Annotated in this window: 21 protein-coding genes; all 21 read left to right on the top strand. The window is 61.8% G+C overall.

Annotated elements, in window-relative coordinates:
- The first annotated feature begins 74 nt into the window (after positions 1–74).
- On the top strand, positions 75–929 hold the full coding sequence (locus M3P21_RS10650; RefSeq protein ID WP_249709941.1) for a hydroxymethylglutaryl-CoA lyase: 855 nt from the start codon (positions 75–77) through the stop codon (positions 927–929).
- A 62-nt stretch (positions 930–991) separates the two neighbouring features.
- The gene (locus tag M3P21_RS10645; RefSeq protein WP_249709940.1) at positions 992–1,780 is read left to right on the top strand and encodes a crotonase/enoyl-CoA hydratase family protein; all 789 of its coding nucleotides are present in this window, start codon (positions 992–994) and stop codon (positions 1,778–1,780) included.
- A gap of 264 nt (positions 1,781–2,044) precedes the next feature.
- On the top strand, positions 2,045–2,335 hold the full coding sequence (locus M3P21_RS10640) for a VOC family protein (protein WP_249709938.1): 291 nt from the start codon (positions 2,045–2,047) through the stop codon (positions 2,333–2,335).
- Positions 2,336–2,496: 161 nt separating this feature from the next.
- Positions 2,497–2,862, top strand: a complete 366-nt coding sequence (locus M3P21_RS10635) for an NADH-quinone oxidoreductase subunit A (RefSeq protein ID WP_249709937.1) — start codon at positions 2,497–2,499, stop codon at positions 2,860–2,862.
- Positions 2,853–3,386 (top strand): NuoB/complex I 20 kDa subunit family protein, encoded by a 534-nt coding sequence (locus M3P21_RS10630; RefSeq protein WP_249709936.1) that lies wholly within the window; start codon positions 2,853–2,855, stop codon positions 3,384–3,386. Before M3P21_RS10635 ends, M3P21_RS10630 begins: the two co-directional genes overlap by 10 nt.
- A gap of 54 nt (positions 3,387–3,440) precedes the next feature.
- A complete protein-coding gene (locus tag M3P21_RS10625; protein WP_249709935.1) occupies positions 3,441–4,046 on the top strand; it encodes an NADH-quinone oxidoreductase subunit C in 606 nt (201 codons plus the stop codon).
- A complete protein-coding gene (locus M3P21_RS10620) occupies positions 4,046–4,216 on the top strand; it encodes a hypothetical protein (RefSeq protein ID WP_249709934.1) in 171 nt (56 codons plus the stop codon). The genes M3P21_RS10625 and M3P21_RS10620 overlap by 1 nt, the downstream gene beginning before the upstream one ends.
- Positions 4,216–4,353 carry a hypothetical protein gene (locus M3P21_RS10615; RefSeq protein ID WP_249709932.1) on the top strand — a complete coding sequence of 46 codons (138 nt, stop codon included), beginning with the start codon at positions 4,216–4,218 and terminating at the stop codon, positions 4,351–4,353. Before M3P21_RS10620 ends, M3P21_RS10615 begins: the two co-directional genes overlap by 1 nt.
- Positions 4,354–5,568 carry an NADH-quinone oxidoreductase subunit D gene (locus tag M3P21_RS10610; RefSeq protein ID WP_249709931.1) on the top strand — a complete coding sequence of 405 codons (1,215 nt, stop codon included), beginning with the start codon at positions 4,354–4,356 and terminating at the stop codon, positions 5,566–5,568.
- A complete protein-coding gene (locus tag M3P21_RS10605) occupies positions 5,565–5,924 on the top strand; it encodes a DUF4267 domain-containing protein (protein ID WP_249709929.1) in 360 nt (119 codons plus the stop codon). The genes M3P21_RS10610 and M3P21_RS10605 overlap by 4 nt, the downstream gene beginning before the upstream one ends.
- Positions 5,924–7,060, top strand: coding sequence for an NADH-quinone oxidoreductase subunit E (locus M3P21_RS10600; protein WP_249709928.1), 1,137 nt, complete (start codon positions 5,924–5,926; stop codon positions 7,058–7,060). The genes M3P21_RS10605 and M3P21_RS10600 overlap by 1 nt, the downstream gene beginning before the upstream one ends.
- A 20-nt stretch (positions 7,061–7,080) precedes the next feature.
- On the top strand, positions 7,081–7,581 hold the full coding sequence (locus M3P21_RS10595; protein ID WP_249709925.1) for a hypothetical protein: 501 nt from the start codon (positions 7,081–7,083) through the stop codon (positions 7,579–7,581).
- A gap of 14 nt (positions 7,582–7,595) precedes the next feature.
- Positions 7,596–7,817 (top strand): DUF5337 domain-containing protein, encoded by a 222-nt coding sequence (locus tag M3P21_RS10590; protein ID WP_249709924.1) that lies wholly within the window; start codon positions 7,596–7,598, stop codon positions 7,815–7,817.
- A 6-nt stretch (positions 7,818–7,823) separates the two neighbouring features.
- On the top strand, positions 7,824–9,122 hold the full coding sequence (gene nuoF / locus M3P21_RS10585) for an NADH-quinone oxidoreductase subunit NuoF (RefSeq protein ID WP_249709922.1): 1,299 nt from the start codon (positions 7,824–7,826) through the stop codon (positions 9,120–9,122).
- Between the two features lie 13 nt (positions 9,123–9,135).
- Positions 9,136–9,567: a hypothetical protein gene (locus M3P21_RS10580; protein WP_249709921.1), complete on the top strand. Its 432-nt coding sequence runs from the start codon at positions 9,136–9,138 to the stop codon at positions 9,565–9,567.
- Positions 9,568–9,699: 132 nt separating this feature from the next.
- Entirely contained in the window at positions 9,700–10,116 is a 417-nt protein-coding gene (locus M3P21_RS10575; protein WP_249709920.1) for an MAPEG family protein, read from the top strand.
- On the top strand, positions 10,113–10,616 hold the full coding sequence (locus M3P21_RS10570; RefSeq protein ID WP_249709919.1) for a DUF3291 domain-containing protein: 504 nt from the start codon (positions 10,113–10,115) through the stop codon (positions 10,614–10,616). Before M3P21_RS10575 ends, M3P21_RS10570 begins: the two co-directional genes overlap by 4 nt.
- A 9-nt stretch (positions 10,617–10,625) precedes the next feature.
- Positions 10,626–10,979 (top strand): hypothetical protein, encoded by a 354-nt coding sequence (locus M3P21_RS10565; protein WP_249709917.1) that lies wholly within the window; start codon positions 10,626–10,628, stop codon positions 10,977–10,979.
- A gap of 98 nt (positions 10,980–11,077) precedes the next feature.
- A complete protein-coding gene (locus M3P21_RS10560; protein WP_249709916.1) occupies positions 11,078–11,482 on the top strand; it encodes a DUF5333 domain-containing protein in 405 nt (134 codons plus the stop codon).
- 212 nt (positions 11,483–11,694) lie between these two features.
- Positions 11,695–13,716 carry an NADH-quinone oxidoreductase subunit NuoG gene (gene nuoG, locus M3P21_RS10555; RefSeq protein WP_249709915.1) on the top strand — a complete coding sequence of 674 codons (2,022 nt, stop codon included), beginning with the start codon at positions 11,695–11,697 and terminating at the stop codon, positions 13,714–13,716.
- On the top strand, positions 13,713–14,099 hold the full coding sequence (locus M3P21_RS10550; protein ID WP_249709913.1) for a YNQ4 family lipoprotein: 387 nt from the start codon (positions 13,713–13,715) through the stop codon (positions 14,097–14,099). Before nuoG ends, M3P21_RS10550 begins: the two co-directional genes overlap by 4 nt.
- The last annotated feature ends 2 nt before the right edge of the window (positions 14,100–14,101 follow it).

Raw genomic sequence — 14,101 nt, 5'->3', positions numbered from 1 at the left:
AACCGGGCGCGGCGCAGGCTGCGACGACAGGTGCCGCGCATGTCGCGCGGAAAGAACCAAGGAAGGATGCCGGGATGAGCGAGCGGGTCGAGATTTTCGAGGTCGGACCTCGGGACGGGTTGCAGAACGAGGCGCGCGATATTCCGGTCGCCGATAAGATCGCGCTGGTCGACTGCCTGAGCCGGGCCGGGTTTTCTCGGATCGAGATGGCCAGTTTCGTCTCGCCTGAGCGAGTGCCGCAGATGGCGGGATCAGGCGAGGTGTTGGGTGGCATCACCCGTGCCGACGGCATCCGCTATGCGGCGCTTGTGCCCAACATGCGCGGCTACGAGGATGCACTGGCGGCCAAAGTCGATGAGATCGCGGTGTTTGCCTCGGCTTCCGAGGGGTTTTCCAAGGCCAATATCAACGCCTCCATAGATGAGTCGATTGCGCGGTTCGAACCCATTCTGGAAGCGGCCCGCCATATCGACCTGCCGGTGCGGGGCTATGTCTCCTGCGTGGCGGACTGCCCCTATGACGGGCCGACCCCGCCCGAAAAGGTGGCTGAGGTGGCCGATCGCCTGTTTGGTCTCGGCTGCTATGAGATTTCGCTCGGGGACACGCTGGGGCAGGGCAAGCCCGACAGTATCGCAAGGATGCTGCTGGCGGTGCGCGAGGTGGTGCCGGTGACCCGGCTGGCCGGGCATTACCACGACACGGGCGGTCATGCGCTGGACAATATCGATGCCTCCCTGTCGCTGGGGGTCCGGGTCTTTGACGCCGCTGCGGGAGGTCTGGGCGGTTGCCCCTTCGCGCCGGGTGCCGCGGGCAATGTTGCCACCGAAGCGGTTGCCGCGCATCTGGAACGGCTGGGTTACGAGACCGGGCTCGACGCGGATGTGCTGGCTGAAGCGGCAGATACGGCGCGCGCCATGCGGGCCGGGTGACACAAACGATTTGAAACCCCGTGCAAAACTCTTGCAGGAATTTTGGCACGAGAGGAGAGCGGATGTTCGAGACACTCAAGCTGGAGACAGACACGCGCGGCGTGACGACCCTGACGTTGAACCGGCCCGAAAAACACAATGCGATGTCGGGGCAGATGTTGGCGGATCTTTCAACAGCGGCGGCGCAGTTGGCGAGTGATGACGCGGTGCGGGTGGTCGTTTTGACCGCTGCGGGCACATCTTTTTGCGCGGGTGGCGATCTGGGCTGGATGCAGGCGCAGATGGGGGCCGACCGCAAAACGCGCTTCATCGAGGCGCGCAAGCTGGCTGAGATGTTGCAGGCGCTCAACACGCTCCCCAAACCGCTGATCGGCGCGTTGCAGGGCAATGCCTTTGGCGGCGGTGTCGGGCTGGCCTCGGTCTGTGACGCGGCGATCGGGGTCGAGGGCCTGAAGATGGGGCTGACCGAAACCCGGCTGGGCCTGATCCCGGCCACGATCGGGCCATATGTGATCGCACGCATGGGCGAGGCGCGGGCGCGGCGGGTCTTCATGTCGGCGCGCGTGTTCGGCGCCGCTGAAGCCGTCGAGCTTGGACTGCTGGCGCGCGCGGTACCAGCAGAGGCCCTGAGCGAGGCGGTCGAAGCCGAGGTCGTGCCTTACCTGACATGCGGGCCGGGTGCCGTGGCCTCGGCCAAGGCGCTGGCGCGCAGCCTTGGGCCGCGCATTGACGACGCGGTCATCGACGCCACGATAGAGGCGCTTGTCGCGCGTTGGGAAACCGAAGAAGCCAGAGAAGGGATCGCCGCTTTTTTCGACCGCAGACCGGCGTCTTTTGCCGCCAAGCCTTAACGCCTGTCAGAGAAATCCTGTACGCGCGCCCAAAAAGGCACCTGCGCAGGAGACCGACATGCTCTGGACCCCCAACCACATGCCCATCGTCGTGACCGAAGTCGAGCCGGCGATAGAGTTTCTGTCTCTGTTCGGGTTTGAGGAAACGCTCACAAAGGTCATCTGGGGCCGGTTATACAGCAGTATCTTGGCGTCCCGGGGATCGAAGCCGAGCATGTCACGATGGTACTCAACGGGGCGGTGCCCTAATTCGACATCCAATTGTTGAAATACCAGACACCCGCCGCGCCACAGAACGAGCATAACCGGGATCTGTCGGCCATCGGGTTCCCCCATTTCGCCGTTGCTGTTGACGATCTGGATGCGACGCTGGCGGAGCCGAAACGGGCAGGCGTGAAAATGCGCAACAAGGGCATGGATTATCGCGGATACATGATGGGCTTCGTCTGGGGGCCGGAGAGGCTGACATTCGAACTGGCCGAGCATGGCGGGCAAGGGTGGGATGCACCGGGTACTGCAACGGTCATTGCACCGCATCTTGGCAACGTCGCATAGTCACGAAAATATTTGAACAATCCCATGCTTATGCGACGATATTCCACGCCCCCCGGGCCGCCGCTTGGTTGACGCCCCAAGGGTGCGGCGGTACAGAATGACACGTCAACTCGCCAATTGACGGTGCGCCCGACGCGGGCCGCGCGGGAAAGGAGCCATTCGTGGAAGAGCTGTTGCGGGAATACCTCCCGATTCTGGTGTTTCTGGCCGTCGCGGTGGGTTTGGGCATTGTCCTGATTCTCGCCGCCGTCGTGCTGGCGGTCCGCAATCCCGACCCCGAAAAGGTCAGCGCCTATGAATGCGGCTTCAACGCCTTCGATGATGCGCGGATGAAATTCGATGTCCGGTTCTATCTGGTCTCGATCCTGTTCATCATTTTCGACCTTGAAATCGCCTTTCTGTTTCCCTGGGCCGTGGCCTTCAAGGACATCTCGGATGTAGGGTTCTGGTCGATGATGATTTTCCTGGGGGTTCTGACCATCGGCTTCGCCTATGAATGGAAGAAGGGGGCGCTGGAATGGGACTGATGACCGGAGCAAACACCGCTGGCGTCGACAAAGAGGTCGCCACCCAGGCCCTCAACGCCGAGTTGCAGGACAAGGGCTTTCTGCTGACCTCGACCGAAGACATCATCAACTGGGCCCGCACCGGCAGCTTGCATTGGATGACCTTTGGTCTGGCCTGTTGCGCGGTCGAGATGATGCATACCTCGATGCCGCGCTATGACGCCGAACGCTTCGGCATCGCGCCGCGCGCCAGCCCGCGCCAGTCGGACGTGATGATCGTGGCCGGGACGCTGACCAACAAGATGGCACCCGCCCTGCGCAAGGTCTACGACCAGATGCCAGAGCCGCGCTATGTGATCTCGATGGGGTCCTGCGCCAATGGCGGCGGCTATTATCATTACAGCTATTCCGTGGTGCGTGGATGTGACCGGATCGTGCCGGTCGATATCTACGTGCCCGGTTGCCCGCCCACCGCCGAGGCGCTGCTATACGGTCTGATGCAGCTGCAGCGCAAAATCCGCCGCACCGGGACAATCGTGCGATGACCCGCGCGTGGATGGAAATCGTGCGATGACCCGCGCGTGGATGGAGATGACAAGATGAGCGACGCACTTCAGGAACTCGGGACCCATATCGAGTTGAAACGTTCCGACTGCGTTTTGTCCTGGGAGATCAGCCATGGTGAGCTGAACATGGATGTGACAGCATCCAACATTCTGGGCTTTATCGAGTTCCTCAAATCCGACCCGACCTGCAAGTTCTCGACACTGGTGGATATCACTGCGGTCGACTACCCTGAGCGCCCGCAACGCTTCGACGTGGTCTATCACCTGCTCAGCATGTACCAGAACCAGCGCATCCGCCTGCGGGTGTCGATCCGCGAGCAGGATATGGTGGCCTCGATCATCGACGTACACCCCTCGGCCAACTGGTTCGAGCGCGAGGTGTTCGACATGTTCGGCATCCTGTTCTCGGGCCACCCGGACCTGCGCCGCATCCTGACCGATTACGGCTTTCGCGGCCATCCGCTGCGCAAGGATTTCCCGACCACCGGTTACACCGAAGTGCGCTATGACGAGGCGCAGAAACGCGTGGTCTATGAGCCGGTCTCGCTGGTGCAGGAATACCGCCAGTTCGATTTCATGAGCCCGTGGGAGGGTGCGGAATACATCCTGCCCGGCGATGAAAAGCAGGAGGCAGAATAATGGGCGGCTTGCTGTGGCTGATCTGTGCATTGACCGCGATCCCGATGCTGAAACTATTGCCGTTTTTTGGCATCAACAAATACTGGGCCGCAGCTTGTCTGGTCCCGATCGGGGTTCCGCTTCTGGCCTGGTATATGGCGATCAAGCTGCAAGAACTGGAGAAGCGCTGATGATCCCGTTCTGGACCGAGATTGTTGAGTTGATGACGGCGGCGGTGATGCTGCTGGCTGCGGCGGAGGTTTTGAAAAAAACCGCTGATGCACAATATAACGGGATTTGCGCGACATATCGTGCGGAGGATCGCTAAATGGACGGCTCCCGAGGATATGAAGACGCCCTGACCGGCGAGCAGAAGATTCGCAATTTCAACATCAATTTCGGCCCCCAGCACCCCGCCGCCCACGGCGTGTTGCGGATGGTGCTGGAACTGGACGGCGAGATTGTCGAACGCGCTGACCCGCATATCGGCCTGCTGCACCGTGGCACCGAAAAGCTGATGGAAAGCCGCACCTACCTGCAGAACCTGCCGTATTTCGACCGGCTCGACTATGTGGCCCCGATGAACCAGGAACATGCCTGGTGTCTGGCCATCGAAAAGCTGACCGGGGTGGAAGTGCCCCGTCGCGCCTCGCTGATCCGGGTGCTTTACAGCGAAATTGGCCGCATCCTGAACCACCTGCTGAACGTGACCACGCAGGCGATGGATGTGGGGGCGCTGACCCCGCCGCTCTGGGGCTTCGAGGAACGCGAAAAGTTGATGGTGTTCTACGAACGCGCCTGTGGCGCGCGTCTGCACGCGGCTTATTTCCGCCCTGGCGGGGTGCATCAGGACCTGCCCGATGCTCTGCTCGATGATATCGAGACATGGAGCCACGAGTTCCCCTCGGTGATGGACGATATCGACGGGCTGCTGACCGAGAACCGCATCTTCAAGCAGCGCAATTGCGATATCGGCGTGGTTACCGAGGAAGACATCCAGCTATACGGCTTCTCGGGCGTGATGGTGCGCGGGTCGGGCCTCGCCTGGGACCTGCGCCGCGCGCAGCCCTATGAATGCTACAACGAGTTCGAGTTTCAGGTACCGGTGGGCAAGAATGGCGATTGTTATGATCGCTACCTCGTCCGCATGGAAGAGATGCGCCAGTCGCTGCATATCATCCGGCAGGCCATCGCCAAAATCCGCGACTGCCCCGGTGACATACTGGCGCGCGGCAAGATCACGCCGCCCTCGCGCTCGGATATGAAAACCTCGATGGAAAGCCTGATCCATCACTTCAAGCTTTATACCGAAGGTTTCCACGTCCCGGCGGGCGAGGTCTATGCCGCCGTCGAGGCCCCCAAGGGCGAGTTCGGCGTCTATCTGGTCGCCGACGGCACCAACAAGCCTTACAGGGCCAAACTGCGCGCCCCCGGTTTCCTACACCTGCAGGCGATGGATCACGTGGCAGGCGGGCACCAGCTTGCCGATGTCGCGGCGATCATCGGAACCATGGATGTGGTATTCGGAGAAATTGACCGATGACGCTGTCTCGTCGTTTCTTCCTCACGGCCAGCTATCTGGCGGCCATCTTGCTGATGGCATTTGGCGTCTGGTTCTTTGTGTCACCTGACGAAGCATTGGTGGGCACCCATCATTTGCTCGACACATTGCCTCTGGTCATGGGGGGGCGGTACCTGTTCTTTGGCGCGTTGCTGCTGGCTGCGTTGAGGTACCAGGATGTCAAAGTGCTGGGCACGCTGCTTATCGGCTTCGCCGGGTTGGGCATACTGGACGGCCTGCTGTACTGGTCCGCAAATCCGTGGCCGCATTTCGGTGTTGGCTTCCTCGCCCTGTTTTCCGCTCTCTACTTTTTCAAGACTGGAAAGGTTGCCGCCTGATGCTGCGCCGTCTTCACCCCGATCAACCCGAAAACTTTGCCTTTACGCCCGCCAATCTGGCCTGGGCCGAGGGGCAGATCACCAAATATCCCGACGGGCGGCAGGCCAGCGCGATCATTCCGCTTCTGTGGCGCGCGCAGGAACAGGAGGGATGGCTGTCCCGCGCTGCGATCGAATCCGTCGCGGATATGCTGGGCATGGCCTATATCCGGGCGCTGGAAGTGGCCTCGTTCTATTTCATGTTTCAACTGCAACCGGTTGGATCCGTTGCGCATATCCAGATTTGCGGCACCACCTCCTGCATGATCTGCGGTGCCGAGGACCTCGTGGCGGTCTGCCGCGAGAAGATCGCTGAAAAGCCGCATGTGGTTTCCGATGATGGCAAGTTCAGTTGGGAAGAGGTGGAATGCCTCGGCTCTTGCACCAACGCGCCGATGGCACAGATCGGCAAAGATTATTATGAGGATCTGACCACCGAGAGCCTGGCCCGGGTCATCGATGAAATGGCGGCTGGCAAAGTGCCCACTCCGGGGCCGCAGAACGGGCGCTATGCCTGTGAGCCTTTGAGCGGGCTGACCAGCCTGACCGAATATGACAGCGGCAAACCGGCGCAAAATGCCTCGGTTGCGCTGGCTACGGATATCGGCGACACGATCAAGCGGATTGACGGCAGTGAAGTGCCGCTGCTGACCCCGTGGGTGGGCAAGGATGGCAAGGTTGTCAGCCGCGACGCCAAGGACATGCCACCACCCGCGCCCGAGACCCCGAAACCGGCGGTGAAACAGGCTGCGGAGGCAAAAGCGACCAAACCCGCGCCCGCCAAGCCCGCGCCCGAAGCGGCAGCGGAAGAGGCGCCTGACACGCTGGACGCCCCGCGCGACGGCAATGCGGATGACCTCAAACTGCTCAAGGGGGTCGGGCCGAAACTGGAACAGACCCTCAATGAGCTGGGCTTTTATCATTTTGACCAGATCGCCGCATGGTCGCCGGAACAGGTCGCCTGGGTCGACAGCCGGTTGAAGTTCAAGGGCCGGATCGAACGGGATGGCTGGATCGCGCAGGCTGCCGATCTGGCTGCAGGAAAAGAAACTGAATTCGCCAAACGCACCAGAAAAGACGGGGCAAACGAAGACTGAGCACGATTGGGAGACGACGGATGACCGGTAACAGCAATCAGAAAAGCTGCGCATCGCGCGGCTGGCGCGCGGCGGGGTTCGGCGGTGTCGGCTTTGCGGTGCTCTACATGGTCATCGGCGGCGCCGGTCTGATCGGCGCGGCGATTGCCGGACTGGTGGTGTTCTCCGTGATCGGTTTTGTGGTGTCGCGTTTCCTGTGCCCGGATGCAAACGACGAGGCCGCGTCAGTGCCCGCGCCGAAACCTGCGCCCCAACCGGCAGCGCCAGCGCCCGAGGCACCCGCTGCAGCGCCGCAACCGGCGGCTCCCGCGTCGGCGCCCGAGCCGGAGACGCCTGCTCCGGTGGTTGAGGCCCCGGCGCGCGCGGTCGCTGAGCCTGAACCGGTAGCTGCGGTGGCACCCGCCGCGGCGCCCGCGCCGGAAACCGGCCCGGGTGTGAAACCCTCGGCTGTGCTGGCCGGGGAACAGGAACTTGCCAGCCGCAAGGGCAGCTGGCGCTATGAAGGGAAAGCCGCTGACTAGGCGGCGAGACGTGAATGGACAAGGAACAGGCCATCGCCCGCAAGGGCCGCCATATCGGGATGGTGATCGCCATCACCATGGTGGCGTGGCTGGCGCTGACCCTGTTCATCGGTCCGGCGATCGGATTGCCGGGCCGCTATGCGCTGCTGTTTGACCTCGCCGCTCTGGCCGGGTTTGTTTATGCGGGCGTCAATATATTGCAACTCTGGCGCATGCGCCGGGACAGTCAGGGATAACCGGCGATGCTGAAAGATCAGGACCGCATCTTTACCAACCTCTACGGGATGCATGAGCGCACGCTGAAAGGCGCGCAGGCGCGCGGCCATTGGGACGGCACCTCCGGGATCCTCCAGAAGGGCCGCGACTGGATCATTCAGAACATGAAGGACAGCGGCTTGCGCGGGCGTGGCGGGGCGGGCTTTCCCACCGGTCTGAAATGGTCCTTCATGCCCAAGGAAAGCGACGGGCGGCCCGCCTATCTGGTGGTCAATGCCGACGAATCCGAACCCGGCACCTGCAAAGACCGCGAGATCATGCGCCATGATCCGCACACACTGATCGAGGGCAGCCTGATCGCGTCTTTCGCGATGAACGCGCATGCCTGCTATATCTACATCCGTGGCGAATACATCCGCGAGAAAGAAGCGCTGCAGGCCGCGATCGACGAGGCCTATGAGGCCGGGTTGGTCGGGCGCAACGCCGCCGGTTCAGGCTGGGATTTCGACATCTTTCTGCATCACGGCGCGGGCGCCTATATCTGCGGCGAGGAAACCGCGCTGCTGGAAAGCCTTGAGGGGCGCAAGGGCATGCCGCGCATGAAACCGCCCTTTCCGGCGGGGGCGGGGCTTTATGGTTGTCCGACCACGGTGAACAACGTGGAATCCATCGCCGTTGTGCCCACGATCCTGCGGCGCGGGCCGGACTGGTTCAGCGGGTTCGGGCGGCAGAACAATGCGGGCACCAAGCTGTTTGCGATCTCGGGGCATGTGAACAACCCCTGCGTGGTCGAAGAGGCGATGTCGATCCCCTTCGAGCAGTTGATCGAGACCCATTGCGGCGGCATTCGCGGCGGCTGGGACAATCTGCTGGCGGTGATCCCGGGCGGCTCGTCCGTTCCCTGTGTGCGCGGCGAGCATATGCGAGACGCGATCATGGATTTCGACCATCTGCGCAACGATCTGGGCTCGGGTCTGGGCACGGCGGCGGTGATCGTGATGGACAAATCCACCGACATCATCAAGGCGATCTGGCGGCTGTCGAAATTCTACAAGCATGAAAGCTGTGGCCAATGCACACCCTGCCGCGAGGGCACCGGCTGGATGATGCGGGTGATGGACCGTCTGGTGCGCGGCGAGGCCGAGTTGGAAGAGATCGACATGCTGTTCGACGTGACCAAACAGGTCGAGGGCCATACGATCTGCGCGCTTGGGGATGCGGCTGCCTGGCCGATCCAGGGCCTGATCCGCAACTTTCGCGAAGAGATCGAAGACCGTATCAAGGCACAGAAATCGGGGCGTATGGGCGCTATGGCGGCAGAGTAGGCAGGAAAAAGAGATGAAATTATCTAAGATTTGGGTGGTGCTGGCGGGCGCTTTGGCAATTTCTGCTTGTCAAACAACCACTGGTGCGGTGTCGAGAGCATCTGTCCCCTCTGATTTGAACGCTGCTCAGGTCAAGCTCTATGAGTTGCCGCTTGAATCTTATTACGGCTCTGTTCGCGTAGGGCGGTTGCTCGCAAACGGGTGTGACAGTTATGAATTCGATACGCGACTCGACTCTGAGATAAACGAGCGCCGGAACGAACAGGGGCGCGGCTCTTTTGCGGCTCTATCGCGTCGCAAAGCGGTGCAAACGGCGATGGCACAAGCCGAGGCTGATATTGGCAGTCAATATGGAGTTAATCCACGCACTGACAATCTTTGCGCAGCTGCAAGCGCCGAAGTTCAAAAGCAAAGCGTCAATTCGGCGCTTCTGATAGCAAAGTAACAGGCGCGCGCATATGAGGCCTCTAGCTCAAAAAGCGGAGTAGCTTGATCGGTACCGCGACGAAACAGAACGACATACGATCCTGAGACCTCAAGGAGGCTCCGCTGGATCGGGAACAGAGGAGTGGAACATATGGAAGTATTTGGTGCGTATTCCCACGCGATTGCCGCGCTGGTGATCTTCACCCTGATCATTCTGGTGATGTCGCCCTTCACCGCGCTGGCCAAGCAGGCCAAGGGGCTGGCCCCCGGCGCGACGCCCGAGCAGGATTATTCCGACCGTGCCTATCGCATGAACCGCGCCTATCTGAACTGCACCGAGACACTGCCCGCCTTTCTGACCGTGGTTGTTGCAGCGATCCTGGTGGGTGCAAGCCCGTTCTGGGTGAACCTGCTGGCCTCTCTGGCGCTGGTGGCGCGCATCCTGATGCTGGTGATCCATGTGCAGGGGCTGGGCGGCCCGAACATGAGCCTGCGCTCGTTTGCTTATGTGGGCGGATGGCTCTGCATGATCCTGATCGGTCTGCTGGCATTGGTGGGCCTGTTTTGACGCAACCTGACGGATATCATCTGGCCGAGCTTAATATCGGTCGCTTGCTGGCGCCCACCGATGATCCGCGCGTGGCCGAGTTCATGGCCAATCTCGACGGCATCAACGGGCTTGGCAAGCGGATGCCGGGCTTTGTCTGGATGATGGAAGGCTCAGGCGAGCCGGGCACGGGAAATACCGAAAACGCAATTGGTGGCGACCCGCAGCAGGTGTCCAACCTGACCGTCTGGAAGGATGTCGCGAGCCTGGAACGCTTTGTCTGGGGCACCATCCACAAGCAGTTCTATGAGCGCCGCGCTGAGTGGTTCGAATTGCTGGGCCAGATGCACTTCGTCATGTGGTGGGTGCCTGCCGGGCACGAGCCGACATTGGATGAGGCGCTTGCCCGACTGGATCACCTGCGCGCCCATGGGGCCAGCGAGCAGGCGTTCGATTGGGCCTATCTGAAAGAGGCCCGCATGTGGCGCAACCATGGCTGCGCACAGATTGCGGCGGAATAGGGAACGAGAATGTCTGCAAACACCCTCTATTTACGGCCTTTGGCGCTCTGCCTTGTTGGCGCACTGGCAGCCTGCGGTCAGAGCGAGAAGGATCAGGTCCTGTTTGATGGGCAGGCCTTCCGTACCAAGGCCTCTGCCGTGGACAAGCGCAAGACGCGCGCCGAGTTCACGGTGACCATTGATGACGTCGCCAGGTCGTTGGATGGCGCACGCGAAGCGGGCCGCTATCAGGGCACCCGCTATTGCATCGAGAATTACGGCAATTCCGACATCAAATGGGCGGTCGGTCCCGATACGGATCCGGCTCAGTTGCGGATCGTCGATGGGCGGCTGACCTTTCAGGGGGTCTGTCAGCGCCCATGAGCCCTGTTATCGCATATCCCTTCCGCAGGCGGCCGCTGTTATTGCATAGCGCGCGCGCCGATGGGCGTTCTGGACCTTCCAGAACGAAAGGATATCGCATGACCACTTGCAAAACCGCCCTGCTGGCCCTTGCCCTGACCCTGCCCACCATGGGCGAGGCCAAACCGCCCCTGCGCGATGTGGCCGAGATCGACAACGAGCTGTATTTCATCGCCATCGCCAATGAGATCGACAAGCAATGCGACAGCATCTCCGGTCGTCGGCTGAAGGCGATCGGGGTGATCTGGGATCTGAAGTCCAAAGCCAATGCGCTGGGCTACTCGGACCGCGAAATCCGCGCCTATGTGGATTCCGATGCCGAAAAGGTCCGCATGCGCCGCAAGGGCGAGGCCTATCTGGCGCAAAACGGCGTCAGCTATGGCAACCCTGAGAGCTTCTGCGTGCTGGGGCGCGCGGAAATCGAACGCAACAGCGCCGTTGGCGTTTATCTGAGGGCGCGGTGAGATGGGGCTGAGAGCCACGAATATTGGTGTGTTTGGGCTTATTCTGGCTCTTTCGGCCTGTCAGACCAGCACCAGTGGCTATGGCCGGGTGGGGGTCAAGACCGGATCCGTCGCCCCCGCGCAATCAAATGTTACGCAGCCCCGTCTATTAGCGGTGCTGCAAGATGCGGGCGTCGTGCAGACGCTTGCTCTGCCGAAAGGACGAAACCTCTATGTCTGACCTTCGCAAAGTCAATATTGATGGCACCGAGATCGAGGTGGATGGGGCGATGACCCTGATCCAGGCCTGTGAACAGGCCGGGGTGGAAATCCCGCGCTTCTGTTATCACGAGCGGCTGTCCATCGCGGGCAATTGCCGGATGTGTCTGGTCGAGGTCGTAGGCGGCCCGCCCAAGCCCGCCGCCTCTTGCGCGATGCAGGTGCGCGATCTGCGTCCCGGCCCCGAAGGACAGGCGCCGCAGGTCAGGACCAACTCGCCCATGGTCAAGAAGGCCCGCGAAGGCGTGATGGAGTTCCTGCTCATCAACCACCCGCTGGACTGCCCGATCTGCGATCAGGGCGGCGAATGTGATTTGCAAGACCAGGCAATGGCTTACGGTGTGGACTTCAGCCGATTCCGCGAGGCGAAACGCGCCTCGGACGACCTCGATCTGGGGCCGCTGGTTGAAACCCATATGACGCGCTGCATCTCCTGTACCCGCTGCGTGCGCTTCACCTCCGAGGTGGCGGGGATCACCCAGATGGGTCAGACCGGACGTGGCGAAGATGCCGAGATCACCTCATACTTGGGCGAGACGCTGAACAGCAACCTGCAGGGCAACATCATTGATCTGTGTCCGGTGGGGGCGCTGACCTCCAAACCCTACGCCTTCACTGCGCGGCCCTGGGAACTGAGCAAGACCGAGAGCATTGATGTGATGGATGCGCTGGGCTCGAACATTCGGGTCGATACAAAGGGGCGCGAAGTGATGCGGATGCTGCCGCGCAACCATGATGGCGTGAACGAGGAATGGATTTCCGACAAGACCCGTTTTGTCTGGGACGGTCTGCGCCGCCAGCGGCTGGACCAGCCTTACATCCGGGTCGACGGCAAACTGAAACCGGCCACATGGCCCGAGGCGCTGTCAGCAGCGGCAAGCGCGATCACCGGTGCGGAGAAACTGGCCGGGATCGTCGGTGACCTGACCCCGGTCGAGGCTGCTTTTGCGCTGAAGCAACTGGTCGAGGGCAAGGGCGGCGTCGTGGAATGCCGCACGGACGGGGCAAAGTTGCCTGCTGGCAATCGCGCGGCTTATGTCGGCACTGCTGCCATCGAGGATATCGACAGCGCCGAGCGTATCCTGCTAATCGGGACCAACCCGCGCGATGAGGCACCGGTGCTGAACGCGCGCATCCGCAAGGCCTGGACCCATGGCGCACAGGTGGCGCTGGTTGGGCCTGCGGTGGACCTGACCTATGAATATTATCATGCGGGCGATGACCGTGCGGCGCTGCAACAGGTCGTCGATATGGGCGGCGATGACGAGATCCGTGGCAAGCGCTCGCTGGTGATTGTCGGGCAGGGTGCTTTGCAGGAAGCTGATGGCGCCGCTGTTCTGGCCGCTGCACAAACCGTTGCCGCCAATACCGAAAGCGGACTGCTGGTGCTGCACACGGCGGCAGGCCGTGTGGGCGCGCTGGATGTGGATGCCACCAATGAACGCGGCATGGACGCGGTCGGCGAGGCGGATGTGATCTACAACCTCGGCGCGGATGAAGTCGAGATCGGAGAGGGCTCTTTCGTGATCTATCAGGGCAGCCATGGCGATCGTGGTGCCCATCGCGCCGACGTGATCCTGCCGGGTGCCGCCTATACCGAAGAGGCGGGTCTGTTCGTGAACACCGAAGGCCGCCCGCAGCTTGCGATGCGCGCCGGGTTTGCGCCGGGGCAGGCGAAAGAGAACTGGGCGATCCTGCGGGCGCTCTCGGGTGAGCTGGGCGAGGTGTTGCCCTATGACTCTCTGGCACAGTTGCGTCAGGCTCTGATTGCGGCGGTTCCGCATCTCAAACTGGTCGATCAGGTGGTCGAAAACACCGGCGACACGCTTGCTGCCGGTTCTCTGGGACAGGCCAGCTTCCGCTATGCGCTGCGCGATTTCTACCTGAGCAACCCGATTGCGCGGGCCAGCCAGTTGATGGCCGAACTGTCGGCCCAGGCCAAGGCACGCGGCGCCGGGAAGATCGCCGCCGAATGACCCGAGCCGCGCTTATATCCCTGGCCCTTCTGGCCGCTTGTGCGCCCAACCCGCAGGAGGAGGTGTCGCAATTCGCCCCCGACTATCTGGGGATCGAGACAGCGGCGCTCGACAGCGATCTGGTGCAGGTCGATCTGAGAATGCGCGGCGCGCGCGATGCGACGGATGTGGACCGCTATGGCGAATGCGCGGTGGCGCAATATACGCTCAGTCGGGGATATGGCTTTGCGCGGCATTTGCGCACGAATATGGATGAAAAGGGTGGCGTGTGGACGGCGGATGCTGTTTACACCATCTCGCCAACCCTGCCACGCGGTCTCAAGACCATTGACGCAGAGGTCATGGTCGCGGATTGCGCGGAAAACGGAATACCCACGGTGTGAGG

The sequence above is a fragment of the Ruegeria spongiae genome (assembly GCF_023502395.1).
Classification (GTDB): Bacteria; Pseudomonadota; Alphaproteobacteria; order Rhodobacterales; family Rhodobacteraceae; genus Ruegeria_C; species Ruegeria_C spongiae.
The sequence above is the reverse complement of the archived record's forward strand: the minus strand, read 5'-3'. Positions and strand labels throughout refer to the sequence as shown.